At 61.9% G+C, this 22,452-nt stretch carries 17 protein-coding genes, 1 tRNA gene and 1 pseudogene; 17 read left to right on the forward strand and 2 right to left on the reverse strand.

Annotated features, from left to right (window positions below; all coding sequences use genetic code 11):
* From AC0L2C_RS33215 to rpoC, 13 genes are all read left to right on the forward strand, one after another.
* On the forward strand, positions 1-77 hold a 77-nt coding region (locus AC0L2C_RS33215; RefSeq protein WP_454589835.1), incomplete at its 5' end, for an EF-Tu C-terminal domain-related protein.
* Between the two features lie 157 nt (positions 78-234).
* Positions 235-1,947: a COG3904 family protein gene (locus tag AC0L2C_RS33220; RefSeq protein WP_473525434.1), complete on the forward strand. Its 1,713-nt coding sequence runs from the start codon at positions 235-237 to the stop codon at positions 1,945-1,947.
* Positions 1,948-2,125: 178 nt separating this feature from the next.
* The gene (locus AC0L2C_RS33225; RefSeq protein WP_473525431.1) at positions 2,126-3,787 is read left to right on the forward strand and encodes a COG3904 family protein; all 1,662 of its coding nucleotides are present in this window, start codon (positions 2,126-2,128) and stop codon (positions 3,785-3,787) included.
* A gap of 112 nt (positions 3,788-3,899) precedes the next feature.
* Positions 3,900-4,409, forward strand: a complete 510-nt coding sequence (locus AC0L2C_RS33230; RefSeq protein ID WP_128248381.1) for a metal-dependent hydrolase — start codon at positions 3,900-3,902, stop codon at positions 4,407-4,409.
* 35 nt (positions 4,410-4,444) lie between these two features.
* A tRNA-Trp gene (locus AC0L2C_RS33235) sits at positions 4,445-4,520 on the forward strand.
* Between the two features lie 373 nt (positions 4,521-4,893).
* Positions 4,894-5,097, forward strand: a complete 204-nt coding sequence (gene secE, locus AC0L2C_RS33240) for a preprotein translocase subunit SecE (RefSeq protein ID WP_013531408.1) — start codon at positions 4,894-4,896, stop codon at positions 5,095-5,097.
* A 27-nt stretch (positions 5,098-5,124) separates the two neighbouring features.
* Complete coding sequence (nusG, locus tag AC0L2C_RS33245) at positions 5,125-5,652, forward strand: transcription termination/antitermination protein NusG (protein ID WP_006333333.1); 528 nt, start codon at positions 5,125-5,127, stop codon at positions 5,650-5,652.
* A 166-nt stretch (positions 5,653-5,818) separates the two neighbouring features.
* On the forward strand, positions 5,819-6,247 hold the full coding sequence (gene rplK, locus AC0L2C_RS33250) for a 50S ribosomal protein L11 (protein WP_023798121.1): 429 nt from the start codon (positions 5,819-5,821) through the stop codon (positions 6,245-6,247).
* Positions 6,248-6,251: 4 nt separating this feature from the next.
* A complete protein-coding gene (gene rplA / locus AC0L2C_RS33255) occupies positions 6,252-6,950 on the forward strand; it encodes a 50S ribosomal protein L1 (RefSeq protein WP_473525432.1) in 699 nt (232 codons plus the stop codon).
* A gap of 413 nt (positions 6,951-7,363) precedes the next feature.
* Positions 7,364-7,882, forward strand: a complete 519-nt coding sequence (gene rplJ, locus AC0L2C_RS33260; protein ID WP_023798119.1) for a 50S ribosomal protein L10 — start codon at positions 7,364-7,366, stop codon at positions 7,880-7,882.
* 54 nt (positions 7,883-7,936) lie between these two features.
* Entirely contained in the window at positions 7,937-8,314 is a 378-nt protein-coding gene (gene rplL / locus AC0L2C_RS33265) for a 50S ribosomal protein L7/L12 (RefSeq protein ID WP_023680442.1), read from the forward strand.
* Positions 8,315-8,567: 253 nt separating this feature from the next.
* Positions 8,568-12,704, forward strand: coding sequence for a DNA-directed RNA polymerase subunit beta (rpoB, locus tag AC0L2C_RS33270; RefSeq protein WP_023798118.1), 4,137 nt, complete (start codon positions 8,568-8,570; stop codon positions 12,702-12,704).
* A 184-nt stretch (positions 12,705-12,888) separates the two neighbouring features.
* Complete coding sequence (rpoC, locus tag AC0L2C_RS33275) at positions 12,889-17,085, forward strand: DNA-directed RNA polymerase subunit beta' (RefSeq protein ID WP_091591775.1); 4,197 nt, start codon at positions 12,889-12,891, stop codon at positions 17,083-17,085.
* A 370-nt stretch (positions 17,086-17,455) separates the two neighbouring features.
* On the opposite strand, the gene AC0L2C_RS33280 is transcribed toward rpoC, so the two are convergent.
* Together AC0L2C_RS33280 and AC0L2C_RS33285 are read right to left on the reverse strand one after the other, a co-directional pair.
* A complete protein-coding gene (locus tag AC0L2C_RS33280; RefSeq protein WP_473525433.1) occupies positions 17,456-18,391 on the reverse strand; it encodes a Gfo/Idh/MocA family protein in 936 nt (311 codons plus the stop codon).
* A 126-nt stretch (positions 18,392-18,517) separates the two neighbouring features.
* The gene (locus AC0L2C_RS33285) at positions 18,518-18,799 is read right to left on the reverse strand and encodes a hypothetical protein (protein ID WP_023798115.1); all 282 of its coding nucleotides are present in this window, start codon (positions 18,797-18,799) and stop codon (positions 18,518-18,520) included.
* 461 nt (positions 18,800-19,260) lie between these two features.
* Here AC0L2C_RS33285 and rpsL point away from each other — a divergent pair, with 461 nt between their 5' ends.
* The 4 genes and pseudogenes from rpsL to AC0L2C_RS33305 form a co-directional block, all read left to right on the forward strand.
* Positions 19,261-19,632 (forward strand): 30S ribosomal protein S12, encoded by a 372-nt coding sequence (gene rpsL / locus AC0L2C_RS33290; RefSeq protein WP_006333356.1) that lies wholly within the window; start codon positions 19,261-19,263, stop codon positions 19,630-19,632.
* A gap of 85 nt (positions 19,633-19,717) precedes the next feature.
* Positions 19,718-20,188 carry a 30S ribosomal protein S7 gene (gene rpsG / locus AC0L2C_RS33295; RefSeq protein ID WP_008875664.1) on the forward strand — a complete coding sequence of 157 codons (471 nt, stop codon included), beginning with the start codon at positions 19,718-19,720 and terminating at the stop codon, positions 20,186-20,188.
* A gap of 30 nt (positions 20,189-20,218) precedes the next feature.
* Positions 20,219-22,309 carry an elongation factor G gene (fusA, locus tag AC0L2C_RS33300; protein ID WP_023798114.1) on the forward strand — a complete coding sequence of 697 codons (2,091 nt, stop codon included), beginning with the start codon at positions 20,219-20,221 and terminating at the stop codon, positions 22,307-22,309.
* A gap of 66 nt (positions 22,310-22,375) precedes the next feature.
* Positions 22,376-22,452 (forward strand): annotated as a pseudogene (locus tag AC0L2C_RS33305) (GTP-binding protein); the annotation flags it as partial.

A 22,452-nucleotide genomic window follows, 5' to 3' on the forward strand; every position in this document is an offset into this window, starting at 1 on the left:
AAGAGAAGCTGCGCTTCGCCATCCGTGAAGGCGGCCGCACCGTCGGTGCCGGCATCGTCGTCACCATCAAAGAGTAACCGGCATTTGTCGGATCGACAGGGAAGGGCGGTCTTCGGGCCGCCCTTTTCAGTTTACTGGGTCCGCGCAGAAAAAATCTTGCGCGGTCGTTCAAAGCTGTTGCACGCACCACCGCCGCAACTATTATAGGTTGCATCGAGGGGGCTTTTGCCAAGCGTGGTTTGGGGACGCCGTTTAAGCAGTATGGCCGGGTGGTGGCGCGGGCTGGTTCGCCTGGCGCCGGTGGTCGCAATGGCGATGGCTACCTTTGCCGCGAAAGCCGAGGATGTCTTCCCGAAATGGTCCGATCTGACGACTTGGACCGAGCCGCAGATATGGTCCGATGATTTTTCGCCGATGCGGTTCGCCGTCGTTCGCAGCAGCGCGACCGGCTGCGAGCCCAGCTGTCCGGAATGGATTTCGGCAGAAGGCGCCATTGAAGCCGGCACGCCAGCTCTGCTCAAGCGCATATTGAAGAAGCTCGGCCGCCGCAAACTGCCGATCATCGTCAATTCCCCGGGCGGCAATGTCGATGCTGCGCTCCAGCTTGGTCGTATAATCCGCAAAAACAAGCTCGATATCGCCGTCGGTATAACCAAGTTTTCCGATTGTTGGCCCGGGATGAAGGATTGCCGTGCCAATGACGGCAAGGGCGCCGCATATTTCGGCATTGCGTCCGACGGCAGTGCCATGTGCAACTCCGCATGTCCGCTGATGTTTGCCGGAGGCGTCGGACGCGTGGTCGGCGGTTGGGCCCATCTGGGCGTCCATCAGATCACTACGACCCATTTCCGCACCACACGGCAATATCGAACCACCTATCGGGTTGTGCGCGGCAAAAAATATAAGGTCACCACAGAAACCGTCACTCAAGACAATATCGGCTACAAGACTTATGAGATGAGCAAGGCGCTTGAGAAGAGGCTGTCGGCATATCTCAGGGAGATGGGCGTCGGGCGGGGCGTTCTTGACGTAATGAAGGCTACGCCTGCCAGTGATATCCGGCAGATCGCCCTCGACGACATGCTGACGATGAAGCTGGTCACCAGCAGAGACACCCTCGACAAACTTACGCAGGCGGGCATATGCCAGCGGAGTCCGGCGCCGCCGAACTGCAGAGAGATCCCTGCGAATGCCAAGCCGGCCAAGACGGCAGTGGTGGCCGTCCGAGGGGCCACTCCGTCGGCCCGTCCAGCGCCGGTCGACAATTCGATGCGTTTCGTCCTGGTCCGGAGCAGCGATCCGAAATGCGGTCTCGATTGTCCCGAATGGATTGCAGCGCAAGGCACGATCACCCCCGATACGCAGAAGATATTTCGCCAATTGCTCGACACGGTCGGCGGCCGGCGTCTGCCGTTGATCGTGAGTTCGCCGGGGGGCGATTTGCTCAGCGCCTTTGCCATGGGAAGATTGATCCGCGACCGCAAACTTGACGTCGCGATTGCGCGCACCGATTTTACCGGGTGCAAGCCGCAGGACAAAGGGTGCGCGCCACCGGATGGGTTCTATCCTGGTGTCGCGACCGATTTAGGTGCGGGGTGCGATGCCGCCTGTCCGATCATGCTTGCTGGGGGCGTCAGACGTTTCGTGGGCCCCAAGGTGCCAGTCAGCGTTCAATCACTGGCATTCGCGGAGCGGATACGCTCTTATCTTGCGGAAATGTCGGTCAGGCAGCATCTGTTTCCGCCGATGCCGCTCGACCGCTTCGATTATAAGCGCAACCGGCTCCGGCTCGAACCCGGCACAATGTTGACGATGAGACTGACGACGGGACCTGAATCGGCGAACCATTTGGTGGGGCCAACTGTCTGTAAAACCGAACCGAGGCCTCAAAATTGTCCGGCGGCATCGGCGCTCAAGGTTGACGCACAATTCCCACTCAAGCCGTAGCCGTTGAAATACCCAAAGCCCTACTTCGAAGGGCGGGTCTTTGGGCCGCCCGTCTCGCTTTTGGATACGGCCGGCATACTTTTTTGGGTACGGCGGGCGCTTGCGCCATCGTCGCAAAACGCTGTTGCAAGCCGGCAAAGCTGAATTACTATAGGTCGCATTGCGGGGGGCTTCCCGAATGGTTTCGTGGCACCGTCTGAATGGCCAGGCATGGTGGATGGTGATCTGCCTGGCGTCGTTCCTGGTCATGGAACACGCTGCCTTGGCGGCGAACACCAAAAAATCCGCGCCGGATCTTGGTCCGACGATGCGGTTTGTCGTCGTCCGCAACAGCGCGCCTGGTTGCGAACCGACCTGCCCGGAATGGATATCGGCAGAAGGCTCGATAGAGGCCGGCACGCCGGCCCTGTTCAAACGCACGCTCAAGGGGCTTGGTGGCCGAAAACTGCCCGTTGTCGTGGATTCTCCCGGCGGCAACGTCGAAGCGGCGCTGGCGCTTGGCCGGCTGCTGCGCAAGAACAAGCTCGATATCGCGGTCGGCAAAACCCGGTTCACCGGTTGCCAGCCCGATGCCAAGGACTGCAAGGAGAACGACGGCAAGGGCGCTCGCTATTTCGGCAATGCCTATGCCGGCGGCGCCATCTGCAATTCCGCCTGTCCGCTGATGTTTGCCGGCGGCATCAGGCGCGTCGTCGGGCAATGGGCCTTTCTCGGCGTGCATCAGATCACCACGACCTACATCCGCACGAAATTGCAGTACCGGACCACCTATCGCGTGGTCGGAGGCAAGAAGAAGATCGTCAGCAAGAAGATCGTCGGCCGCAAGAACGCCGGCAGCTACAAGACGTACGAGATGAGCAAGTCGGTGGAGAAAAGACTGGCTGCCTATCTGAACGAAATGGGCGTCGGCCAGGCCGTGCTCGAGACGATGAAGAACACGCCGGCCAGCAGCATCCAGCAACTGGCTCCCTACGACATGCTGCAGGCGAAGCTGGTGACCAGCCTGGATGCCGTCGACCTGCTGACCGCGCCAACCCTGTGCAACACCGATCCGGTGGCCGCGAACTGCAGGGAAATACCGGCGCCGGCCGGCGACGTGGTGGCGTACGCCAAGCCCGCTCCCGCCGCGCCGGTCGAACCTGAAACCGGGCAGCGGGCCGATGTTGGCGATATGCGCTTCGTCCTGGTTCGCGGCAGAAGTTTTCTCTGCGATCCCAATTGTCCCGAATGGATCTCGGCGGAAGGCATGATCAGCGCTCAAACGCCGGAACGGCTGCGCCAACTGCTGGACACGATCGGTGACCGGCGACTTCCCGTGGTGATCAACTCGCCGGGAGGCGACGTGCTCGGCGCTCTGGCCGCCGGAAGGTTGATCCGAGAACGCAAGCTCGACGTGGCGGTTGCGCGGACGGACTTCATTGGATGCGAGCCGGACAAGGTGGATTGCACCGCCGAGGATGGCGTCCATGTCGGACTGACGATCGATGCGAGCGGCGCGTGTGGCGCGGCCTGTCCGATCATGCTTGCCGGCGGTGTCAGACGCCTTGTCGGTCCTCGCGCGCAGTTGACCGTGCACCCGATCGGGTTGGAGCAGCGGGTCAAAACCTATCTCAGGGATATGGCGGTCGGATCCGGTCTGCTGGTGGCGATGCGGTCGGTGCCGGCCTCGCGCCATCGGCAGCTCGAACCCGAGATGATGCTGAAAGTCGGGCTGACGACCGGGCTTGGTTCGGCCGATGAATTTACCGGCCCGACCATCTGCAAGTCGCAGCCAATGCCGGAGAATTGCCGCGTCGTGTCGACGTCCGAGGTTCAGGCCGAGGCGGCCGTCAAGCTGTAAGGCGCAGTCACGCCCCAGCCGAGCGCGATAGGGCGAGGCGGGGTAGTCCTTTCTGAATGCGCCACAATCCGCCGCGACGTTCGACCGATTCGGCAATGAACAAGGTTTGACGATGCTGATCGCTCATCTTCCGGCTGGCTACATACTCGGTACTTTCGCACGAAACCGTTGGCCCGGCAGATCGGGGATCATGGCGGCGGCAATGCTCGGCAGCGTCGTCCCGGACCTCGACATGGTCTATTTCCATTTTGTCGATGGCGGACGAACCCATCACCACGCCTACGTCACGCACTGGCCGCTCTTCTGGGCAGCGGTTGGCCTTGTGGCACTGTCGGTCGCGAAATGGCGGGATCCGCGATATCTGGCCCCGGTCGGCGCCTTCTTTGCCGCCGCAATGATACACATGATCCTGGACAGCGTGGCGTCGCCTATCATGTGGCTAATGCCGTTCGACCGGCGCGCGCTCGAACTCGTCACGGTTCCGGCGATGTATCGCAACTGGGTCATGAGCTTCATGTTGCATTGGACTTTTGCCCTCGAACTTCTGATATGCGCCTGGGCGCTGGCCCTCGGATTTCGACGATTGCAGCCCGGCGCGGCCACGCCTGAAAACTCGACTTGAGTTCTTGTCCGCTTTATGAAATAGCAGCGCGCGATACGGGCATAGCTCAGTTGGTAGAGCGGCGGTCTCCAAAACCGCAGGTCGTAGGTTCGAGCCCTGCTGCCCGTGCCATTTTTCGAAATGGCCAATTCATGAAAAAATTTCTGGTCTTCCGCGCATCGACCTTTTGAATATCGCGCGGTGGCTTGCCATATAGGCTGTCTTGAGGCATAAGAGCGCCATAGCCGGAACGGGACGACTGGATGGTTCCGAGGCGGCGTTTGGCATAAAGCGGACACTTGCCACTTGCGTGGATCAAGAATCGGTTTTATGTAGACGAAACAGACACGCGACGCGTGGAGCTGGGAAGCCGGCTTTACGCGTCCGATTTGCATGGGCGAAATGATTGCGCTGATTCGGCGCGAACACAGGCTCAGGCGGCACATCCCGGCCAGCGGGATCATCCAGGAGATCCGGTCAACGGGTCTTGCAGACAGAGCGGCACATGGCTTCGAAAACCACAAATCCATTCGTCTTTCTCCAGCAGGTTCGCGCGGAGACCGCCAAGGTGACTTGGCCGTCGCGTCGCGAAACGATGATCTCGACGGTGATGGTTCTGGCGTTCGCTGTGATCGCGATGATCTTTTTCTTTACTGCCGATCAGCTCATGGGCCTCGCGGTCGAGCAGATTCTGGGCATTGGACGCTGAGTCCGGCGATTACGGAGAAGCCTTGAAATGACTGCGCGGTGGTACATCGTCCACGCCTATTCGAACTTTGAAAAAAAGGTCGCTGAGGACATCGAGAACAAGGCCAAGCAGAAAGGCCTGTCCGCTGACATCGAGCAGATCGTGGTGCCTACCGAGAAGGTCGTCGAGATACGCCGCGGCCGCAAGGTCGATGCCGAGCGCAAGTTCTTCCCGGGCTACGTGCTGCTGAAGGCTAACCTGACCGACGCAGTGTTCTCGCTCGTGAAGAACACGCCGAAGGTCACCGGCTTCCTGGGTGATTCGAAGCCGGTGCCGATCACCGAGGCCGAGGCCCAGCGCATCCTGAACCAGGTGCAGGAAGGCGTCGAGCGGCCGAAGCCGTCGGTCACTTTCGAGATCGGCGAGGCGATCCGCGTCTCGGACGGTCCGTTCGCCTCGTTCAACGGTTTCGTCCAGGAAGTGGACGAGGAGCGGGCGCGGCTCAAGGTGGAAGTTTCGATCTTCGGGCGCGCCGTGCCGGTCGATCTCGAATTCGGACAGGTCGAAAAGGGCTGATCCGAAATCCTTGTCGCCAATTCGGCGGTGAGGGAGGCGGCGTGGAAATCGCCGCCAAAACGGGTGGGAGGCGAATGGGCTGTAGCCGGCCGCAGGAACCGCACCACCAGACTGCAACCGCCGGTTGCCCAGCTTTGGGGCCGGCATGAGATAAAGGCAGGAAGAGATGGCTAAGAAAATTGCAGGCCAGCTCAAGCTCCAGGTTTCCGCGGGCTCGGCGACGCCGTCGCCCCCGATCGGACCGGCGCTTGGTCAGCGCGGCATCAACATCATGGAGTTCTGCAAGGCGTTCAACGCGCAGACTCAGGAAATGGAAAAGGGATCGCCGGTTCCGGTCGTGATCACCTACTACCAGGACAAGTCGTTCACCTTCGTCATGAAGACGCCGCCGGTGAGCTACTTCCTGAAGAAGGCCGCAAACCTGAAGTCGGGCTCGAAGGAGCCGGGCAAGGTCAAGGCCGGCACGATCGGCCGCGACAAGGTGCGCGCCATCGCCGAGCAGAAGATGAAGGATCTGAACGCGACCGATATCGAGGGGGCCATGCGCATGGTCGAGGGCTCCGCCCGCTCGATGGGTCTGGAAGTGGTGGGCTGAGATCATGGCAAAGATTGCAAAGCGTGTATCGAAGACCCGCGAAGGCATCGATCCCAACAAGGCCTATGCCTTGGGTGATGCGCTGAAGCTGCTCAAGGACCGGTCCTCGGTGAAGTTCGACGAGACCGTTGAAATCGCGATGAACCTGGGTGTCGATCCGCGCCATGCCGACCAGATGGTCCGTGGCGTGGTCAACCTGCCGAACGGCACCGGCCGTACCGTCCGCGTCGCGGTTTTCGCGCGTGGCGACAAGGCCGAGGAAGCCAAGGCGGCCGGCGCCGATATCGTTGGCGCCGAGGATCTGGTCGACATCGTCCAGAAGGGCACGATCGACTTCGATCGCTGCATCGCCACGCCGGACATGATGCCGCTGGTCGGCCGTCTGGGCAAGGTGCTCGGCCCGCGTGGCATGATGCCGAACCCGAAGGTCGGCACTGTCACCACCGACGTTACCGCCGCCGTCAAGGCGTCGAAGGGTGGCGCGGTCGAGTTCCGCGTCGAGAAGGCCGGCATCGTTCATGGCGGCATCGGCAAGATCTCGTTCGACGTCAAGGCGCTGGAAGAGAATGTTCGCGCCTTCGCTGACGCGGTCACCAAGGCGAAGCCGGCTGGCGCCAAGGGCAACTACGTCAAGAAGGTGTCGGTCACCTCGACGATGGGCCCTGGCCTCAAGCTCGACGTCTCGACGCTGGCAGCGTCCTGATACGAACGATTTGGATCTGCCGCTAAAGGGCTGATCCGCAAACAGAATTCCGGGCCTCCGATTTATCTTGGCGGCCCGGTACCGGAAGTCGGAAGGCTTCCGGACATCCTGTCCGAGATTGCGGGCGGCCCCAGGCCTTGGTTCAAGGGGGGCCTTAATTCATGTGGGCCTGCATGAGACGGGTGAAGACCGGACAACGGAGCGACTGCTCCAATGAAAGGTTCGAACCGTGTTTGCCTTTTGTCTGCGCACCATTCGGCTTGCCGGCTGGTGTGGCGAAAGGGGGCAGGATCCTCGAGCGTCGTTCGGGAGATCCGTTACTGGATGGCCCGGCCGGCAAAAGGCAACCCGACACCTGTCCTCGTAATGGGAATGTTCCCGTTAACAGGATTGGGGTCAACTGGAGATAGGCAGTGGACAGAGCGGAAAAACGCGAACTCGTCACGGGCCTGAATGAAGCGTTTTCGGGCGCTGGTTCAGTCGTCGTGGCCCACTACGCCGGTATTACCGTCGCGCAAATGAACGACCTTCGGTCGAAAATGCGTGTCGCCGGTGGCACCGTCAAAGTCGCGAAGAACCGTCTCGCCAAAATCGCTCTTCAGGGCACGGACTCCGCATCGATCATCGACCTGTTCAAGGGACAGACGCTGATCGCCTATTCGGAGGATCCGATTGCGGCGCCGAAGGTCGCGTCCGATTTCGCCAAGGGAAATGACAAGCTCGTCATTCTCGGCGGCGCAATGGGCACCACCTCGCTCAACGCCGACGGTGTGAAGGCACTCGCCACACTTCCGTCGCTCGATGAGCTGCGCGCCAGGCTGGTTGGCATGATCGCCACGCCGGCAACCCGGATCGCCCAGATCGTCAATGCGCCTGCGGCTTCGGTCGCGCGTGTCATCGGCGCTTACGCCCGGAAGGACGAGGCGGCATGAGGCCGTTCCTCGCTATCACAAACACACGTTCGAACCTTATGAAGGAATATTGCAATGGCTGATCTGGCAAAGATCGTAGACGACCTTTCGAAGCTGACCGTCCTCGAGGCGGCCGAGCTGTCGAAGCTTCTGGAAGAAAAGTGGGGCGTTTCCGCTGCTGCTCCGGTGGCGGTTGCTGCCGCCGGCGGTGCTGCGGCTGCTGCTGCTCCGGTCGAGGAAAAGACGGAATTCGACGTCGTCCTCACCGAGGCGGGCGCTCAGAAGATCAACGTCATCAAGGAAGTTCGCGCCATCACCGGTCTTGGCCTCAAGGAAGCCAAGGACCTGGTCGAGGCGGCTCCGAAGCCGGTCAAGGAAGCTGTTTCCAAGGCCGACGCGGACAAGTTCAAGGCCCAGCTGGAAGCAGCCGGCGCCAAGGTCGAACTGAAGTAAGCGTTTGATATCGGCGGGCGGCTTCGCGCCGTCCGCCGCTTCCTTGGCGCGAAGGGAGGCTGCGTAACGCGAAGAGTACGAAAACCTCTTTCCTGAGGGCCGTAAGCCGGTCTTCAGGAAACGGGTTTTCTCCCGTTTTGGCCGGCCACCGACAGGTGGCGGGTGAACAAATAAAGGCCGCCGCCGAAGGTGGCCGAGAATGCAAGGCGAGCCGCGGCGAGGCTCGCCCCGAGAATCGAGCTAAGGAGCGACGATGGCCCAGACACAAACTTTCAATGGCCGCAGACGCGTACGCAAATTCTTCGGAAAGATTCCGGAAGTTGCGGAGATGCCGAACCTGATCGAGGTTCAGAAGGCATCCTATGACCAGTTCCTGATGGTCGAGGAGCCCAAGGGCGGGCGTCCTGACGAGGGGCTGCAGGCGGTTTTCAAATCGGTGTTCCCGATTTCCGACTTTTCCGGCTCCTCGATGCTGGAATTCGTGAAGTACGAGTTCGAAGCACCGAAATTCGACGTTGACGAATGCCGTCAGCGCGACCTGACCTATGCCGCGCCACTCAAGGTGACGCTGCGCCTCATCGTGTTCGATATCGACGAGGATACCGGCGCCAAGTCGATCAAGGACATCAAGGAGCAGGACGTCTATATGGGCGACATGCCGCTCATGACCTTGAACGGCACCTTCATCGTCAATGGCACCGAGCGCGTCATCGTCTCGCAGATGCACCGTTCGCCGGGCGTCTTCTTCGACCATGACAAGGGCAAGTCGCACTCGTCGGGCAAGCTGCTGTTTGCCGCGCGCGTCATCCCCTATCGCGGATCGTGGCTCGACATCGAGTTCGACTCGAAGGACGTCGTGCACGCCCGCATCGACCGCCGCCGCAAGATTCCGGTGACGTCGCTGCTGATGGCGCTCGGCATGGACGCCGAGGAAATCCTGTCGACCTTTTACAACAAGATCACCTACAAGCGCGCCGGCGACCACTGGCGTATCCCGTTCAACGTCGAGCGTTTCCGCGGCCTCAAGGCTGTCGGCGACCTGATCGATGCAGACACCAACGAGGTCGTCGTCGAGGCCGGCAAGAAGATCACCGCACGCCAGGCCCGTCAGCTCGGCGAAAAGGGTCTCAAGGCGATCAAGGCGACCGACGAGGATCTGCTCGGCAACTACCTTGCCGAGGACATCGTCAACTATGCGACCGGCGAGATTTTCCTCGAGGCCGGCGACGAGATCGACGAAAAGACGCTAAAAGTGCTTCTCGCCGCCGGCGACGACGAGATCAAAGTTCTCGACATCGACCACGTCAATGTCGGCGCCTATATCCGCAACACGCTCAACGTTGACAAGAACGAGAGCCGCCAGGACGCGCTGTTTGACATCTACCGTGTCATGCGCCCCGGCGAGCCGCCGACGCTGGAAACCGCCGAAGCCATGTTCAACTCGCTGTTCTTCGACAGCGAGCGCTATGACCTGTCGGCCGTCGGCCGCGTCAAGATGAACATGCGCCTCGAGCTCAAGGCCGAGGACACCGTGCGCGTGCTGCGCAAGGACGACATCCTGGCCGTGGTCAAGACGCTGGTCGAACTGCGTGATGGCAAGGGCGAGATCGACGACATCGACAATCTCGGCAATCGCCGCGTGCGCTCGGTCGGCGAGCTGATGGAGAACCAGTACCGCGTCGGCCTCTTGCGCATGGAGCGCGCGATCAAGGAACGCATGTCCTCGATCGAGATCGATACGGTGATGCCGCAGGACCTGATCAACGCCAAGCCGGCGGCTGCCGCCGTGCGCGAGTTCTTCGGTTCCTCGCAGCTGTCGCAGTTCATGGACCAGACCAACCCGCTGTCGGAGATCACCCACAAGCGCCGTCTCTCGGCGCTTGGACCCGGTGGTCTGACCCGCGAGCGCGCCGGCTTCGAGGTGCGCGACGTGCATCCGACGCATTACGGCCGCATCTGCCCGATCGAGACGCCGGAAGGCCCGAACATCGGTCTGATCAACTCGCTGGCCACCTTTGCGCGCGTCAACAAGTATGGCTTCATCGAGAGCCCGTACCGCAAGATCGTCAACGGCAAGCTGACCAATGAGGTCGTCTATCTCTCCGCGATGGAAGAGGCCAAGCACCACGTCGCCCAGGCCAATGCCGAGCTCGACAAGAATGGTGGTTTCGTCGACGAATTCGTCATTTGCCGCAATGCCGGCGAAGTGATGATGGCGCCGCGCGAAAACGTCGATCTGATGGACGTGTCGCCGAAGCAGATGGTATCGGTGGCCGCGGCCCTGATCCCGTTCCTCGAGAACGACGACGCCAACCGCGCGCTGATGGGCTCGAACATGCAGCGTCAGGCCGTGCCGCTGGTGCGCGCCGAAGCGCCGTTCGTCGGCACCGGCATGGAGCCGATCGTCGCCCGTGACTCCGGCGCCGCCATCGGCGCCCGCCGCGGCGGCATCGTCGACCAGGTCGACGCGACGCGTATCGTCATCCGCGCCACCGAAGATCTCGATCCCGGCAAGTCGGGCGTCGACATCTACCGGCTGATGAAGTTCCAGCGTTCGAACCAGAACACCTGCATCAACCAGCGTCCGCTGGTGCGCATGGGCGACCTGGTCAACAAGGGCGACATCATCGCCGACGGTCCGTCGACTGAGCTTGGCGATCTGGCGCTAGGCCGCAATGTGCTGGTCGCGTTCATGCCGTGGAACGGCTACAACTACGAGGACTCGATCCTCTTGTCCGAGCGCATCGTCGCCGACGACGTCTTCACCTCGATCCACATCGAGGAGTTCGAGGTCATGGCGCGCGATACCAAGCTCGGGCCGGAGGAAATCACCCGCGACATTCCCAATGTCTCGGAAGAAGCGCTGAAGAACCTCGACGAGGCTGGCATCGTCTATATCGGTGCCGAAGTGCAGCCGGGCGACATCCTGGTTGGCAAGATCACGCCGAAGGGCGAAAGCCCGATGACGCCGGAAGAAAAGCTTCTGCGCGCCATTTTTGGCGAAAAGGCATCGGACGTGCGTGACACTTCCATGCGCATGCCGCCCGGGACCTTCGGCACCGTCGTCGAAGTGCGCGTCTTCAACCGCCACGGTGTGGAGAAGGACGAGCGCGCCATGGCGATCGAGCGCGAGGAGATCGAACGCCTCGCCAAGGACCGCGACGACGAGCAGGCGATCCTCGACCGCAACGTCTATTCGCGCCTGTCGGACGTTCTCGTCGGCAAGGATGCGATTGCCGGGCCGAAGGGTTTCAAGAAGGGCTCGAAGCTGTCGAAGGATACGCTCGACGAGTATCCGCGTTCGCAGTGGTGGCAGTTTGCGGTGGAGAACGAAAAGCTCCAGAGCGAACTGGAAGCCCTGCGCGGCCAGTACGACGATTCCAAGAAGGCGCTCGAACAGCGCTTCATGGACAAGGTCGAGAAGGTGCAGCGCGGCGACGAGATGCCTCCCGGCGTCATGAAGATGGTTAAGGTCTTCGTGGCCGTGAAGCGCAAGATGCAGCCCGGCGACAAGATGGCCGGCCGGCACGGCAACAAGGGTGTCGTGTCGCGGATCGTTCCGGTCGAGGACATGCCGTTCCTCGAGGACGGCACGCATGCCGATATCGTGCTCAACCCGCTGGGTGTGCCGAGCCGCATGAATGTCGGCCAGATCCTGGAGACGCATCTGGGCTGGGCTTGCGCCGGAATGGGCAGGAAGATCGGCGAGTTGATCGACGCCTACAAGACAGGCGGCGACATCAAGCCGCTGCGCAAGACGCTCGAGAGCTTCATGCCGGCCAACGACCGCAACGAGCCGGTCCGCGACTATGACGACGAGAGCGTCGTTCGCCTCAGCGAGCAGATGCGCCGCGGCGTCTCCATCGCGACACCGGTGTTCGACGGCGCGCACGAGGCCGACATCAACATCATGCTGGAGCAGGCGGGCCTGCACACCAGCGGTCAGTCGCAGCTCTATGACGGACGCACCGGCGAGCCGTTCGATCGCAAAGTGACGATGGGCTACATATATATGCTCAAGCTTCACCATCTTGTGGACGACAAGATCCACGCGCGTTCGATCGGGCCGTACTCGCTCGTTACCCAGCAGCCGCTGGGCGGCAAGGCGCAGTTCGGTGGCCAGCGCTTCGGCGAGATGGAGGTCTGGGCGCTCGAAGCGTACGGCGCCGCCTACACGCTGCAGGAGATGCTGACGGTGAAGTCGGACGACGTCGCCGGCCGCACCAAGGTCTACGAGGCGATCGTCAGAGGCGACGACACCTTCGAGGCCGGCATCCCCGAGAGCTTCAACGTTCTCGTCAAGGAAATGCGGTCTCTGGGCCTCAATGTCGAGCTGGAGAACACCAAGCTCGATGACAACCCGATCCGGCTGCCCGACGCGGCCGAATAAGCAAGACGTCCGGTCGCGGTTCCCCGCGGCCGGACGCCGAGCATGATCCCGAAAAGTGGTTACCGGTTTTCGGCCAAGATCATGCTCAAACAAGAGTTTTTCGACCGATGGTCGACCAAGTCGGCGGGCGTTTGGCCCGCGCTAGATGCAAGGGGTTTTCGATGACCCCGAAAAGGAGAACGGCATGAACCAAGAGGTCATGAATCTCTTCAATCCCCAGGCGCCTGCACAGGTGTTCGATTCCATCCGGATTTCGCTCGCCAGCCCTGAGAAGATTCTGTCCTGGTCGTTCGGCGAGATCAAGAAGCCGGAGACCATCAACTACCGCACCTTCAAGCCGGAGCGCGACGGCCTGTTCTGCGCGCGCATTTTCGGTCCGATCAAGGACTACGAATGCCTGTGCGGCAAGTACAAGCGCATGAAGTACAAGGGCGTCATCTGCGAGAAGTGCGGCGTCGAAGTCACGCTGTCGCGCGTCCGTCGCGAGCGCATGGGCCATATCGAGCTGGCCGCGCCGGTCGCCCATATCTGGTTCCTGAAGTCGCTGCCGTCGCGTATCGGCACGCTGCTCGACATGACGCTGAAGGACATCGAGCGCGTTCTCTACTTCGAGAACTACATCGTCACCGAGCCCGGCCTGACCGCGCTGAAGGAGCACCAGCTCCTCAGCGAGGAAGAGTACATGATGGCCGTCGACGAATATGGCGAGGATTCGTTCACCGCCATGATCGGCGCCGAGGCCATCCACGACCTTCTGGCCGGCATGGACTTGGAGAAGATCGCCGGCGACCTGCGTTCGGAGCTGGCTTCGACCACGTCCGAGCTCAAGCAGAAGAAGTATCTGAAGCGGCTCAAGGTCGTCGAGAACTTCATGGAGTCCGGCAACCGTCCGGAATGGATGATCATGAAGGTGGTCCCGGTGATCCCGCCGGACCTGCGCCCGCTGGTTCCCCTGGATGGCGGCCGCTTCGCCACGTCCGATCTCAACGATCTCTATCGCCGCGTCATCAACCGCAACAACCGCCTGAAGCGGCTGATCGAGCTGCGCGCGCCCGGCATCATCGTGCGCAATGAAAAGCGCATGCTGCAGGAAGCCGTCGACGCGCTGTTCGACAACGGCCGTCGCGGCCGCGTCATCACCGGCGCCAACAAGCGTCCGCTGAAGTCGCTGTCCGACATGCTGAAGGGCAAGCAGGGCCGGTTCCGCCAGAACCTGCTCGGCAAGCGCGTCGACTATTCCGGCCGCTCGGTCATCGTGACCGGTCCGGAGCTCAAGCTGCACCAGTGCGGCCTGCCGAAGAAGATGGCGCTCGAACTGTTCAAGCCCTTCATCTATGCCCGTCTCGACGCCAAGGGTTATTCCTCGACCGTCAAGCAGGCGAAGAAGCTGGTCGAGAAGGAGCGTCCGGAGGTCTGGGATATCCTCGACGAGGTTATTCGCGAGCATCCGGTGCTTCTGAACCGTGCGCCGACGCTGCACCGCCTCGGCATCCAGGCGTTCGAGCCGATCCTGATCGAAGGCAAGGCGATCCAGCTTCACCCGCTGGTCTGCACGGCCTTCAACGCCGACTTCGACGGCGACCAGATGGCGGTTCACGTGCCGCTGTCGCTGGAAGCACAGCTTGAAGCCCGCGTGCTGATGATGTCGACCAACAACATCCTGCACCCGGCTTCCGGCGCGCCGATCATCGTGCCGTCGCAGGACATGGTTCTGGGTCTCTACTATCTCTCGATCGTCAACCAGAACGAGCCGGGCGAGGGCATGGTGTTTGCCGACATGGGCGAACTCCAGCACGCGCTCGAGACCAAGGCGGTGACGCTGCACTCCAAGATCAAGGGCCGCTTCCGCTCGGTCGATGCGGACGGCAAGGTCGTGTCGAAGATCTACGACACCACGCCCGGCCGCATGATCATCGGCGAGCTTCTGCCGAAGAACGTCAATGTGCCGTACGAGACCGCCAACCAGGAGATGACCAAGAAGAACATCTCCAAGATGATCGACACCGTCTACCGCCATTGCGGTCAGAAGGAGACGGTCATTTTCTGCGATCGCATCATGGCCCTCGGCTTCAGCCACGCCTGCCGCGCCGGCATTTCGTTCGGCAAGGACGACATGCTGATCCCGGATGCCAAGATCAAGCTGGTTTCCGATACCGAGGCCTTGGCCAAGGAATACGAGCAGCAGTACAATGACGGCCTGATCACGCAGGGCGAGAAGTACAACAAGGTCGTCGACGCCTGGGCCAAGTGCTCGGAAAAGGTCGCCGACGAGATGATGGCCCGCATCAAGGCGGTCGAGTTCGAGGACAATGGCCGTCAAAAGCCGATGAACTCGATCTACATGATGTCGCACTCCGGTGCGCGCGGCTCGCCCACCCAGATGCGCCAGCTTGCCGGTATGCGCGGCCTGATGGCCAAGCCGAGCGGTGAGATCATCGAGACGCCGATCATCTCCAACTTCAAGGAAGGCCTGACCGTGCTCGAGTATTTCAACTCGACCCACGGCGCCCGCAAGGGTCTGGCCGACACCGCCTTGAAGACGGCGAACTCGGGTTACCTAACCCGTCGTCTGGTCGACGTGGCGCAGGACTGCATCGTCAACTCCGTCGACTGCGGCACCGACAAGGGCCTCACCATGCAGCCGATCGTCGATGCCGGCCAGGTCGTCGCTTCCGTCGGCCAGCGGGTTCTCGGCCGCACCGCGCTCGACGACATCACGCATCCGGTGACGGGTGAGGTTCTGGTCAAGGCCGGAACGCTGATGGACGAACGCGACGTCGAGCAGATCGAAAAGGCCGGCGTCCAGTCGGTCCGCATCCGCTCGGCGCTGACCTGCGACGTCAGGGTCGGTGTCTGCGCGGTCTGCTACGGACGCGATCTGGCCCGCGGCACCCCGGTCAACCAGGGCGAAGCTGTCGGCGTCATCGCGGCGCAGTCGATCGGCGAGCCGGGCACCCAGCTCACCATGCGTACCTTCCACATGGGCGGTACGGCGCAGGTGGTGGACTCGTCGTTCCTTGAAGCCTCGTATGAGGGCAAGGTCGAGATCCGCAACCGCAACGTGGTGCGCAACTCCGACGGCCAGCAGATGGTCATGGGCCGCAACATGGCGGTGCTGATCCTCGACGAGGCCGGCAAGGAGCGCGCCACGCACCGCCTCACCTATGGCTCGCGCATCTTCGTGGACGATGGCGACAAGGTGAAGCGCGGCCAGCGCATCGCCGAGTGGGATCCCTATACCCGCCCGGTCCTCACCGAAATCGAGGGCAAGGTGGCGTTCGAGGATCTGGTCGACGGCATTTCCGTCCAGGAAACGGCCGACGAATCGACCGGCATCACCAAGCGCGAGGTCATCGACTGGCGTTCGACGCCACGCGGCAACGACCTCAAGCCGGCGATCGTCGTCCAGGATGCCAAGGGCAAGGTCGGCAAACTGTCGAAGGGCGGCGACGCCCGCTTCCTGCTCTCGGTCGAGGCCATTCTTTCGGTCGAGCCGGGTGCACAGGTTCGCCCCGGCGACGTGCTGGCGCGTATCCCGATGGAAAGCGCCAAGACCAAGGACATCACCGGTGGTCTGCCGCGTGTTGCCGAACTGTTCGAGGCACGCCGTCCGAAGGACCACGCCATCATCGCCGAGATCGATGGCACGATCCGCTTCGGCCGCGACTACAAGAACAAGCGCCGCATCATCATCGAGCCGCATGATTCGACGCTTGAGCCGGTCGAATACCTGATCCCGAAGGGCAAGCCGTTCCATCTCCAGGACGGCGACGTCATCGAGAAGGGTGATTACATCCTCGACGGCAATCCGGCGCCGCACGACATCCTAGCGATCAAGGGCGTGGAGGCGCTTGCGTCCTACCTCGTCAACGAGATCCAGGAGGTCTACCGTCTGCAGGGCGTGTCGATCAACGACAAGCACATCGAGGTGATCGTTCGCCAGATGCTGCAGAAGGTCGAGATCACCGCGCAGGGCGACTCGACCTACATTCCGGGCGACCACGTCGACGTGATCGAGCTGGAAGAGGTCAACGAGCGCCTGGTCGAGGACGGCAAGAAGCCGGCCGAAGGCCAGCCGGTGCTGTTGGGCATCACCAAGGCCTCGCTGCAGACGCCGTCCTTCATCTCGGCCGCCTCCTTCCAGGAGACGACCCGGGTGCTGACCGAAGCGGCGGTTGCCGGCAAGACCGACATGCTGCAGGGGCTGAAGGAAAACGTCATCGTCGGCCGTCTGATCCCGGCCGGCACCGGCGGCACGATGAGCCAGATCCGGCGCATCGCCACCTCGCGCGACGAACTGATCATCGACGAGCGCCGCAAGGCGTCGGGCGTCGAGGTCGCCGACCCGATGCTGACCGACATGGCTTCCGCCGCGCAGTAAGCGCGGCGGGTAAGATCTCAGGCAACGAAGCCGTCGGGGCAACCCGGCGGCTTTTTTATATGGTGAAGTTGGGGGATTTTTGCGAAGAGGACCCCCACCCTAACCCTCCCCACAAGGGTGAGGGAACGCTGCCGCGCGCCTTTATTTCTCCCCTTTGGCGCCGAAGCCAGGCAAGTTGCCAAGGTCAGCGCCAGCGGAACTCTCCCTCCCACTTGTGGGGAGGGGTTAGGGGTGGGGGTACATCGTAGAGCGAAAGCCTCGGCTTGCGACAGCCCTGCCTTGAGGGATCCAGGGGAGATTGTATGGCGCTTCCGCTTTCGCCAACTACCAACGCTGGGCAGGCGGGTCGTTCATAGCAGCATTGTACGCGTCAATCGAAAAACGCTTCGACCACATTGCGCTTGCCGAGCATAAAAGCGTCGGCGGCATGCTGCAACGGAGCGAGATCGACATCGGAAACGCCGGCGCGCACGATCTCGGCGAAGCGCTTGTAGAGCATCGGATATTCGGCTTCCGGCTCGTCGTGAACGACGCGGCCGTCGACCGCGAGTTTTGCGCCGCCGCCAGAAAGCACCATCGCGCCCTTGTCCGTCTCGGCCAGGATGTCCCAGCTTTGCGGGCCGGTCTGGCGCCAGTCGAGCTCCATCGCCACCGGCAAGCCGTTCGAGGTGCGGAAGGCGATATGCGCGGCGATCGGGGCGGCGCGGTTTTCGGGAAAATCGAGGATTGCCGAGGTGATGAACATCGCCGGCAATATGTGGGTCGCGATCGACAGCGCGTTGATGCCTGGATCGAACACGCCGAAGCCGCCTGGAGCCCAGATCCAGTCCTGGTTCGGGTGCCAGCGGCGCACGTCCTCCTTCCAGTTGATGGCCGCCGACCTGATCTGGGTCGAGCCTAAAAATGCGCGCGCCGCTTCAACCGCCGGCGCATAGCGCGAATGCCAGCTGGCAAACAGCGAGACGCCGTTTGCCGCCGCCAGTGCTTTCAAATCCTCGACCTCGCTGACCGTGGCGCCGGGTGGCTTTTCCAGAAAAACATGCTTTTTTGCTTCCAGCGCCGTCCGCGCGGCGTCGTAGCGGAACTGCGGCGGCATGCAGAGCGATACGGCCTCGAGTTCCGGCACGGCGTCGAGCATCGCCTCGATATCAGGAAAATTCGCGATCCCGTCCACCTTGCCGTGCCGGCTGGCGGCGGCGGTGAGGTGGTAGTCGCGGTTTTTGGCCAGGGCCGGCAGGTGCTGGTCGCGAACGATCTTTCCCACGCCGACGATGCCGAGCTTGATGGGACCGCTATTCAGGGACATGGGGACTCCGCAGGTTGATAGTGCGCTTGGTTCTTAGCAGAGAACCGATGCCGGGCAAGCAGTGCCAGACCGCGACGGCCCCAAACCGCGACGGCCCCAAACCGCGACGGCCAGGGACATGGCTGGTCACAGCGGCACGTCGAAGGTGACGATCGACACTTCGCCTTCGAGCGCCCCCTGATAGGCAGACAAATGCGGCTCTTCATCGGGCACGCCGTCCAGGTCGCCGATCTGGTCGAGCTCAGCCTCGGCGTAGCCTTCGGCCGCGAGTGATTCGAGCGCCCGGCGCACCGCCGAATCGTCGTCGGGCGCGACCAGCATGAGGTGGACGCCTTCCGGCTTGCCGCCCTTTCTTTTCCACGCCCGGCCGGTGATGATGGTGACCGGGCGCTCATCATTGTCGTTCACGGGCCGATTCCTCCGGGCGAGGGGATTTGCGCTGTTCATGTCGCTTTTTCGCATGAAGCGTGGCTATGCAACAGCCGAGGGCCGGTCACTTTCTTCCTTGCTCTTGCAAAATGGCGAAAGAAAATTACATGCACTTTCGCATGGCTGCCAAGCCTCGGTTTCAGCGTAATATTTGGTGCTCCGGGGTTGACGGGCAACAGGCTTGCGAGTAGAAGCCGCCCAGTCAGAACCGATGTGAGGCTCTCCCTTCCGAAGCGACACGCTTTGGAGTTTGCCTCAAACAGGGTTCGTTTTACGAGCGAAAAGACATTTCCGGCGTGCATGAAGCGGTTTCCGCTTCCTCTGCCATTTGTTCGGGCAAGACCGCGAGGCGCGGTTTGTGGCCCGAATTTGCGTATGGAAATGACGCTTTGAGCGGCCCTGACCGGGCGAGACACGGAATTGAGAGACAAGAGGGTTTAATGCCTACCGTCAACCAGCTGATCCGCAAGCCGCGCATTGCGCCGGTGAAGCGCAACAAGGTCCCGGCCATGCAGCAGAACCCGCAGAAGCGGGGCGTCTGCACGCGCGTCTATACAACGACGCCGAAGAAGCCTAACTCGGCGCTGCGCAAGGTGGCCAAGATCCGCCTGACCAATGGTTTTGAAGTGATCGGCTACATCCCCGGCGAAGGCCACAACCTTCAGGAGCACTCGGTGGTGATGATCCGCGGCGGCCGCGTCAAGGATCTTCCGGGCGTCCGCTACCATATCATCCGCGGCGTGCTCGACACGCAGGGTGTGAAGAACCGCAAGCAGCGCCGTTCGAAATACGGCGCCAAGCGTCCGAAGTGACCGAAGCGTAGCCAAGGTCATCCCGGACGGCGCCAGGCGACGATCCGGGATCCAGGCCACCACGCAGAATTGAGGCAGAGAAAAAATGTCCCGTCGTCACAGTGCAGAAAAGCGTGAGATCAACCCGGACCCGAAGTTCGGCGATCTGATCGTCACCAAATTCATGAACGCCGTCATGTATGACGGCAAGAAGTCGGTTGCCGAGACCATCGTCTACGGCGCGCTCGACCAGGTCCAGTCCAAGACCAAGCAGGAGCCGGTCACCGTCTTCCATCAGGCGCTCGACAATGTCGCGCCGCATGTGGAAGTGCGTTCGCGCCGCGTCGGCGGTGCCACCTACCAGGTTCCGGTCGACGTGCGCCCCGAGCGTCGTCAGGCGCTGGCCATCCGCTGGTTGATCGCCGCCGCCCGCAACCGCAACGAGACCACGATGGTCGACCGCCTCTCCGGCGAGCTGATGGACGCGGCCAACAACCGCGGCACCGCCGTCAAGAAGCGTGAAGACACCCACAAGATGGCAGAAGCCAACCGCGCCTTCGCGCACTACCGCTGGTAAAGCGCGAACGAGACTGAAGAGGCACCTCCCATGGCCCGCGAATATAAAATCGAAGACTACCGCAATTTCGGTATCATGGCGCATATCGACGCCGGCAAGACGACGACCACCGAGCGCGTCCTCTACTACACGGGCAAGTCGCACAAGATCGGCGAAGTCCATGACGGCGCTGCGACCATGGACTGGATGGAGCAGGAGCAGGAACGCGGCATCACCATCACGTCCGCCGCGACCACGACCTTCTGGAAGGCTCGTGACGGCAAGATGCACCGCTTCAACATCATCGACACTCCCGGCCACGTCGATTTCACCATCGAGGTCGAGCGTTCGCTGCGCGTGCTCGACGGCGCCATTGCGCTGCTCGACGCCAACGCCGGTGTCGAGCCGCAGACGGAGACCGTCTGGCGCCAGGCCGACAAGTACCGCGTGCCGCGCATGATCTTCTGCAACAAGATGGACAAGATCGGCGCGGATTTCTATCGCTCGGTCGAAATGATCGGCTCGCGCCTCGGTGCGCAGGCTGTCGTCATGCAGCTGCCGATCGGCGCCGAGACCGAGTTCAAGGGTGTCGTCGATCTCGTCGAGATGAACGCGCTGGTCTGGCGCGACGAGACGCTGGGCGCCGCCTGGGACGTCGTCGAGATCCCGGACGACCTCAAGGCTCGCGCCGAAGAATATCGCGAGAAGATGATCGAGGCCGCCGTCGAAATGGACGAGACGGCGCTCGAGAATTACCTCGAAGGCAAGATGCCCAGCAATGACGAGATCCGCGCCCTGATCCGCAAGGGCACCATCGCGGTGAAGTTCTACCCGATGTTCTGCGGCTCGGCCTTCAAGAACAAGGGCGTGCAGCCGTTGCTTGACGCAGTCGTCGAATATCTGCCGTCGCCGGCCGACGTTCCGGCCATCAAGGGCGTCGATGCCAAGACCGACGCCGAGATCGAGCGTCACGCCGACGACAGCGAGCCGCTGTCGATGCTCGCCTTCAAGATCATGAACGACCCGTTCGTCGGCTCGCTCACCTTTGCCCGCATCTATTCGGGCAAGCTCACCAAGGGCATCTCGGTCGACAATACGGTGAAGGGCAAGAAGGAGCGCATCGGCCGCATGCTGCAGATGCATGCGAATTCGCGCGCTGACGTCGAAGAGGCTTTCGCCGGCGACATCGTCGCTTTGGCCGGCCTCAAGGACACGACGACTGGCGACACGCTCTGCGATCCGCTGCATCCGGTCATCCTCGAGCGCATGGAATTCCCCGATCCGGTCATCCAGATCGCGATCGAGCCGAAGACTAAGAACGACCAGGAAAAGATGGGCCTTGCGCTGCATCGCCTGGCCGCCGAGGATCCGTCCTTCCGCGTCAAGACCGACGAGGAAAGCGGTCAGACCATCATCTCCGGCATGGGCGAACTCCACCTCGACATCATCGTCGACCGCATGCGTCGCGAGTTCAAGGTCGAGGCCAATGTCGGCGCGCCGCAGGTGGCCTATCGCGAGACGATCACCCGCAGGCACGAGCAGGACTACACCCACAAGAAACAGACCGGCGGCACCGGCCAGTTCGCCCGTGTCAAGATCCTGTTCGAACCGAATCCGGAAAGCAGCGAATTCCTATTCGAATCCAAGATCGTCGGCGGCGCTGTGCCGAAGGAATACATCCCCGGTGTCGAAAAGGGCATCAACAGCGTCATGACCTCCGGCCCGTTCGCCGGCTTCCCGATGATCGGCGTCAAGGCGACGTTGATCGACGGCGCCTACCATGATGTCGACTCCTCGGTGCTCGCCTTCGAAATCGCCGGCCGTGCCTGCTTCCGTGAAGCGGCGCCCAAGCTTGGCGTGCAGCTGCTCGAGCCGATCATGAAGGTCGAAGTGGTGACGCCGGAAGATTATGTCGGCAGCGTCATCGGTGATCTGAACGGCCGTCGCGGCCAGATTCAGGGCCAGGAATCGCGTGGCGTGGCGGTTGTTGTCAACGCCATGGTGCCGCTCGCCAACATGTTCAAATACGTCGACAATTTGCGCTCGATGAGCCAGGGCCGCGCGGCCTACACGATGCAGTTCGATCACTACGAGCCGGTCCCCACCGCGGTCGCTCAGGAAGTCCAGAAGAAATACGCGTAACCCCAACGGGTTGCAGCGCTAACTTAATTCAAAGCCCGCACGGGCGAGCAGGAATGGAGAGATCACATGGCAAAAGGTAAATTCGAGCGTACAAAGCCTCATGTGAACATCGGCACGATTGGCCATGTCGATCATGGCAAGAC

It is taken from the genome of Mesorhizobium sp. WSM4845, from assembly GCF_055811455.1.

Coding starts and splice junctions, on each gene's coding strand:
- rpoC (WP_091591775.1), top strand. CDS start 12,889: ATGAACCAAGAGGTCATGAATCTCTTCAATCCCCAGGCGCCTGCACAG.
- rplL (WP_023680442.1), top strand. CDS start 7,937: ATGGCTGATCTGGCAAAGATCGTAGACGACCTTTCGAAGCTGACCGTC.
- rplA (WP_473525432.1), top strand. CDS start 6,252: ATGGCAAAGATTGCAAAGCGTGTATCGAAGACCCGCGAAGGCATCGAT.
- secE (WP_013531408.1), top strand. CDS start 4,894: ATGGCTTCGAAAACCACAAATCCATTCGTCTTTCTCCAGCAGGTTCGC.
- AC0L2C_RS33225 (WP_473525431.1), top strand. CDS start 2,126: ATGGTTTCGTGGCACCGTCTGAATGGCCAGGCATGGTGGATGGTGATC.
- rpoB (WP_023798118.1), top strand. CDS start 8,568: ATGGCCCAGACACAAACTTTCAATGGCCGCAGACGCGTACGCAAATTC.
- nusG (WP_006333333.1), top strand. CDS start 5,125: ATGACTGCGCGGTGGTACATCGTCCACGCCTATTCGAACTTTGAAAAA.
- AC0L2C_RS33280 (WP_473525433.1), bottom strand. CDS start 18,391: ATGTCCCTGAATAGCGGTCCCATCAAGCTCGGCATCGTCGGCGTGGGA.
- rpsL (WP_006333356.1), top strand. CDS start 19,261: ATGCCTACCGTCAACCAGCTGATCCGCAAGCCGCGCATTGCGCCGGTG.
- AC0L2C_RS33230 (WP_128248381.1), top strand. CDS start 3,900: ATGCTGATCGCTCATCTTCCGGCTGGCTACATACTCGGTACTTTCGCA.
- rpsG (WP_008875664.1), top strand. CDS start 19,718: ATGTCCCGTCGTCACAGTGCAGAAAAGCGTGAGATCAACCCGGACCCG.
- rplK (WP_023798121.1), top strand. CDS start 5,819: ATGGCTAAGAAAATTGCAGGCCAGCTCAAGCTCCAGGTTTCCGCGGGC.
- fusA (WP_023798114.1), top strand. CDS start 20,219: ATGGCCCGCGAATATAAAATCGAAGACTACCGCAATTTCGGTATCATG.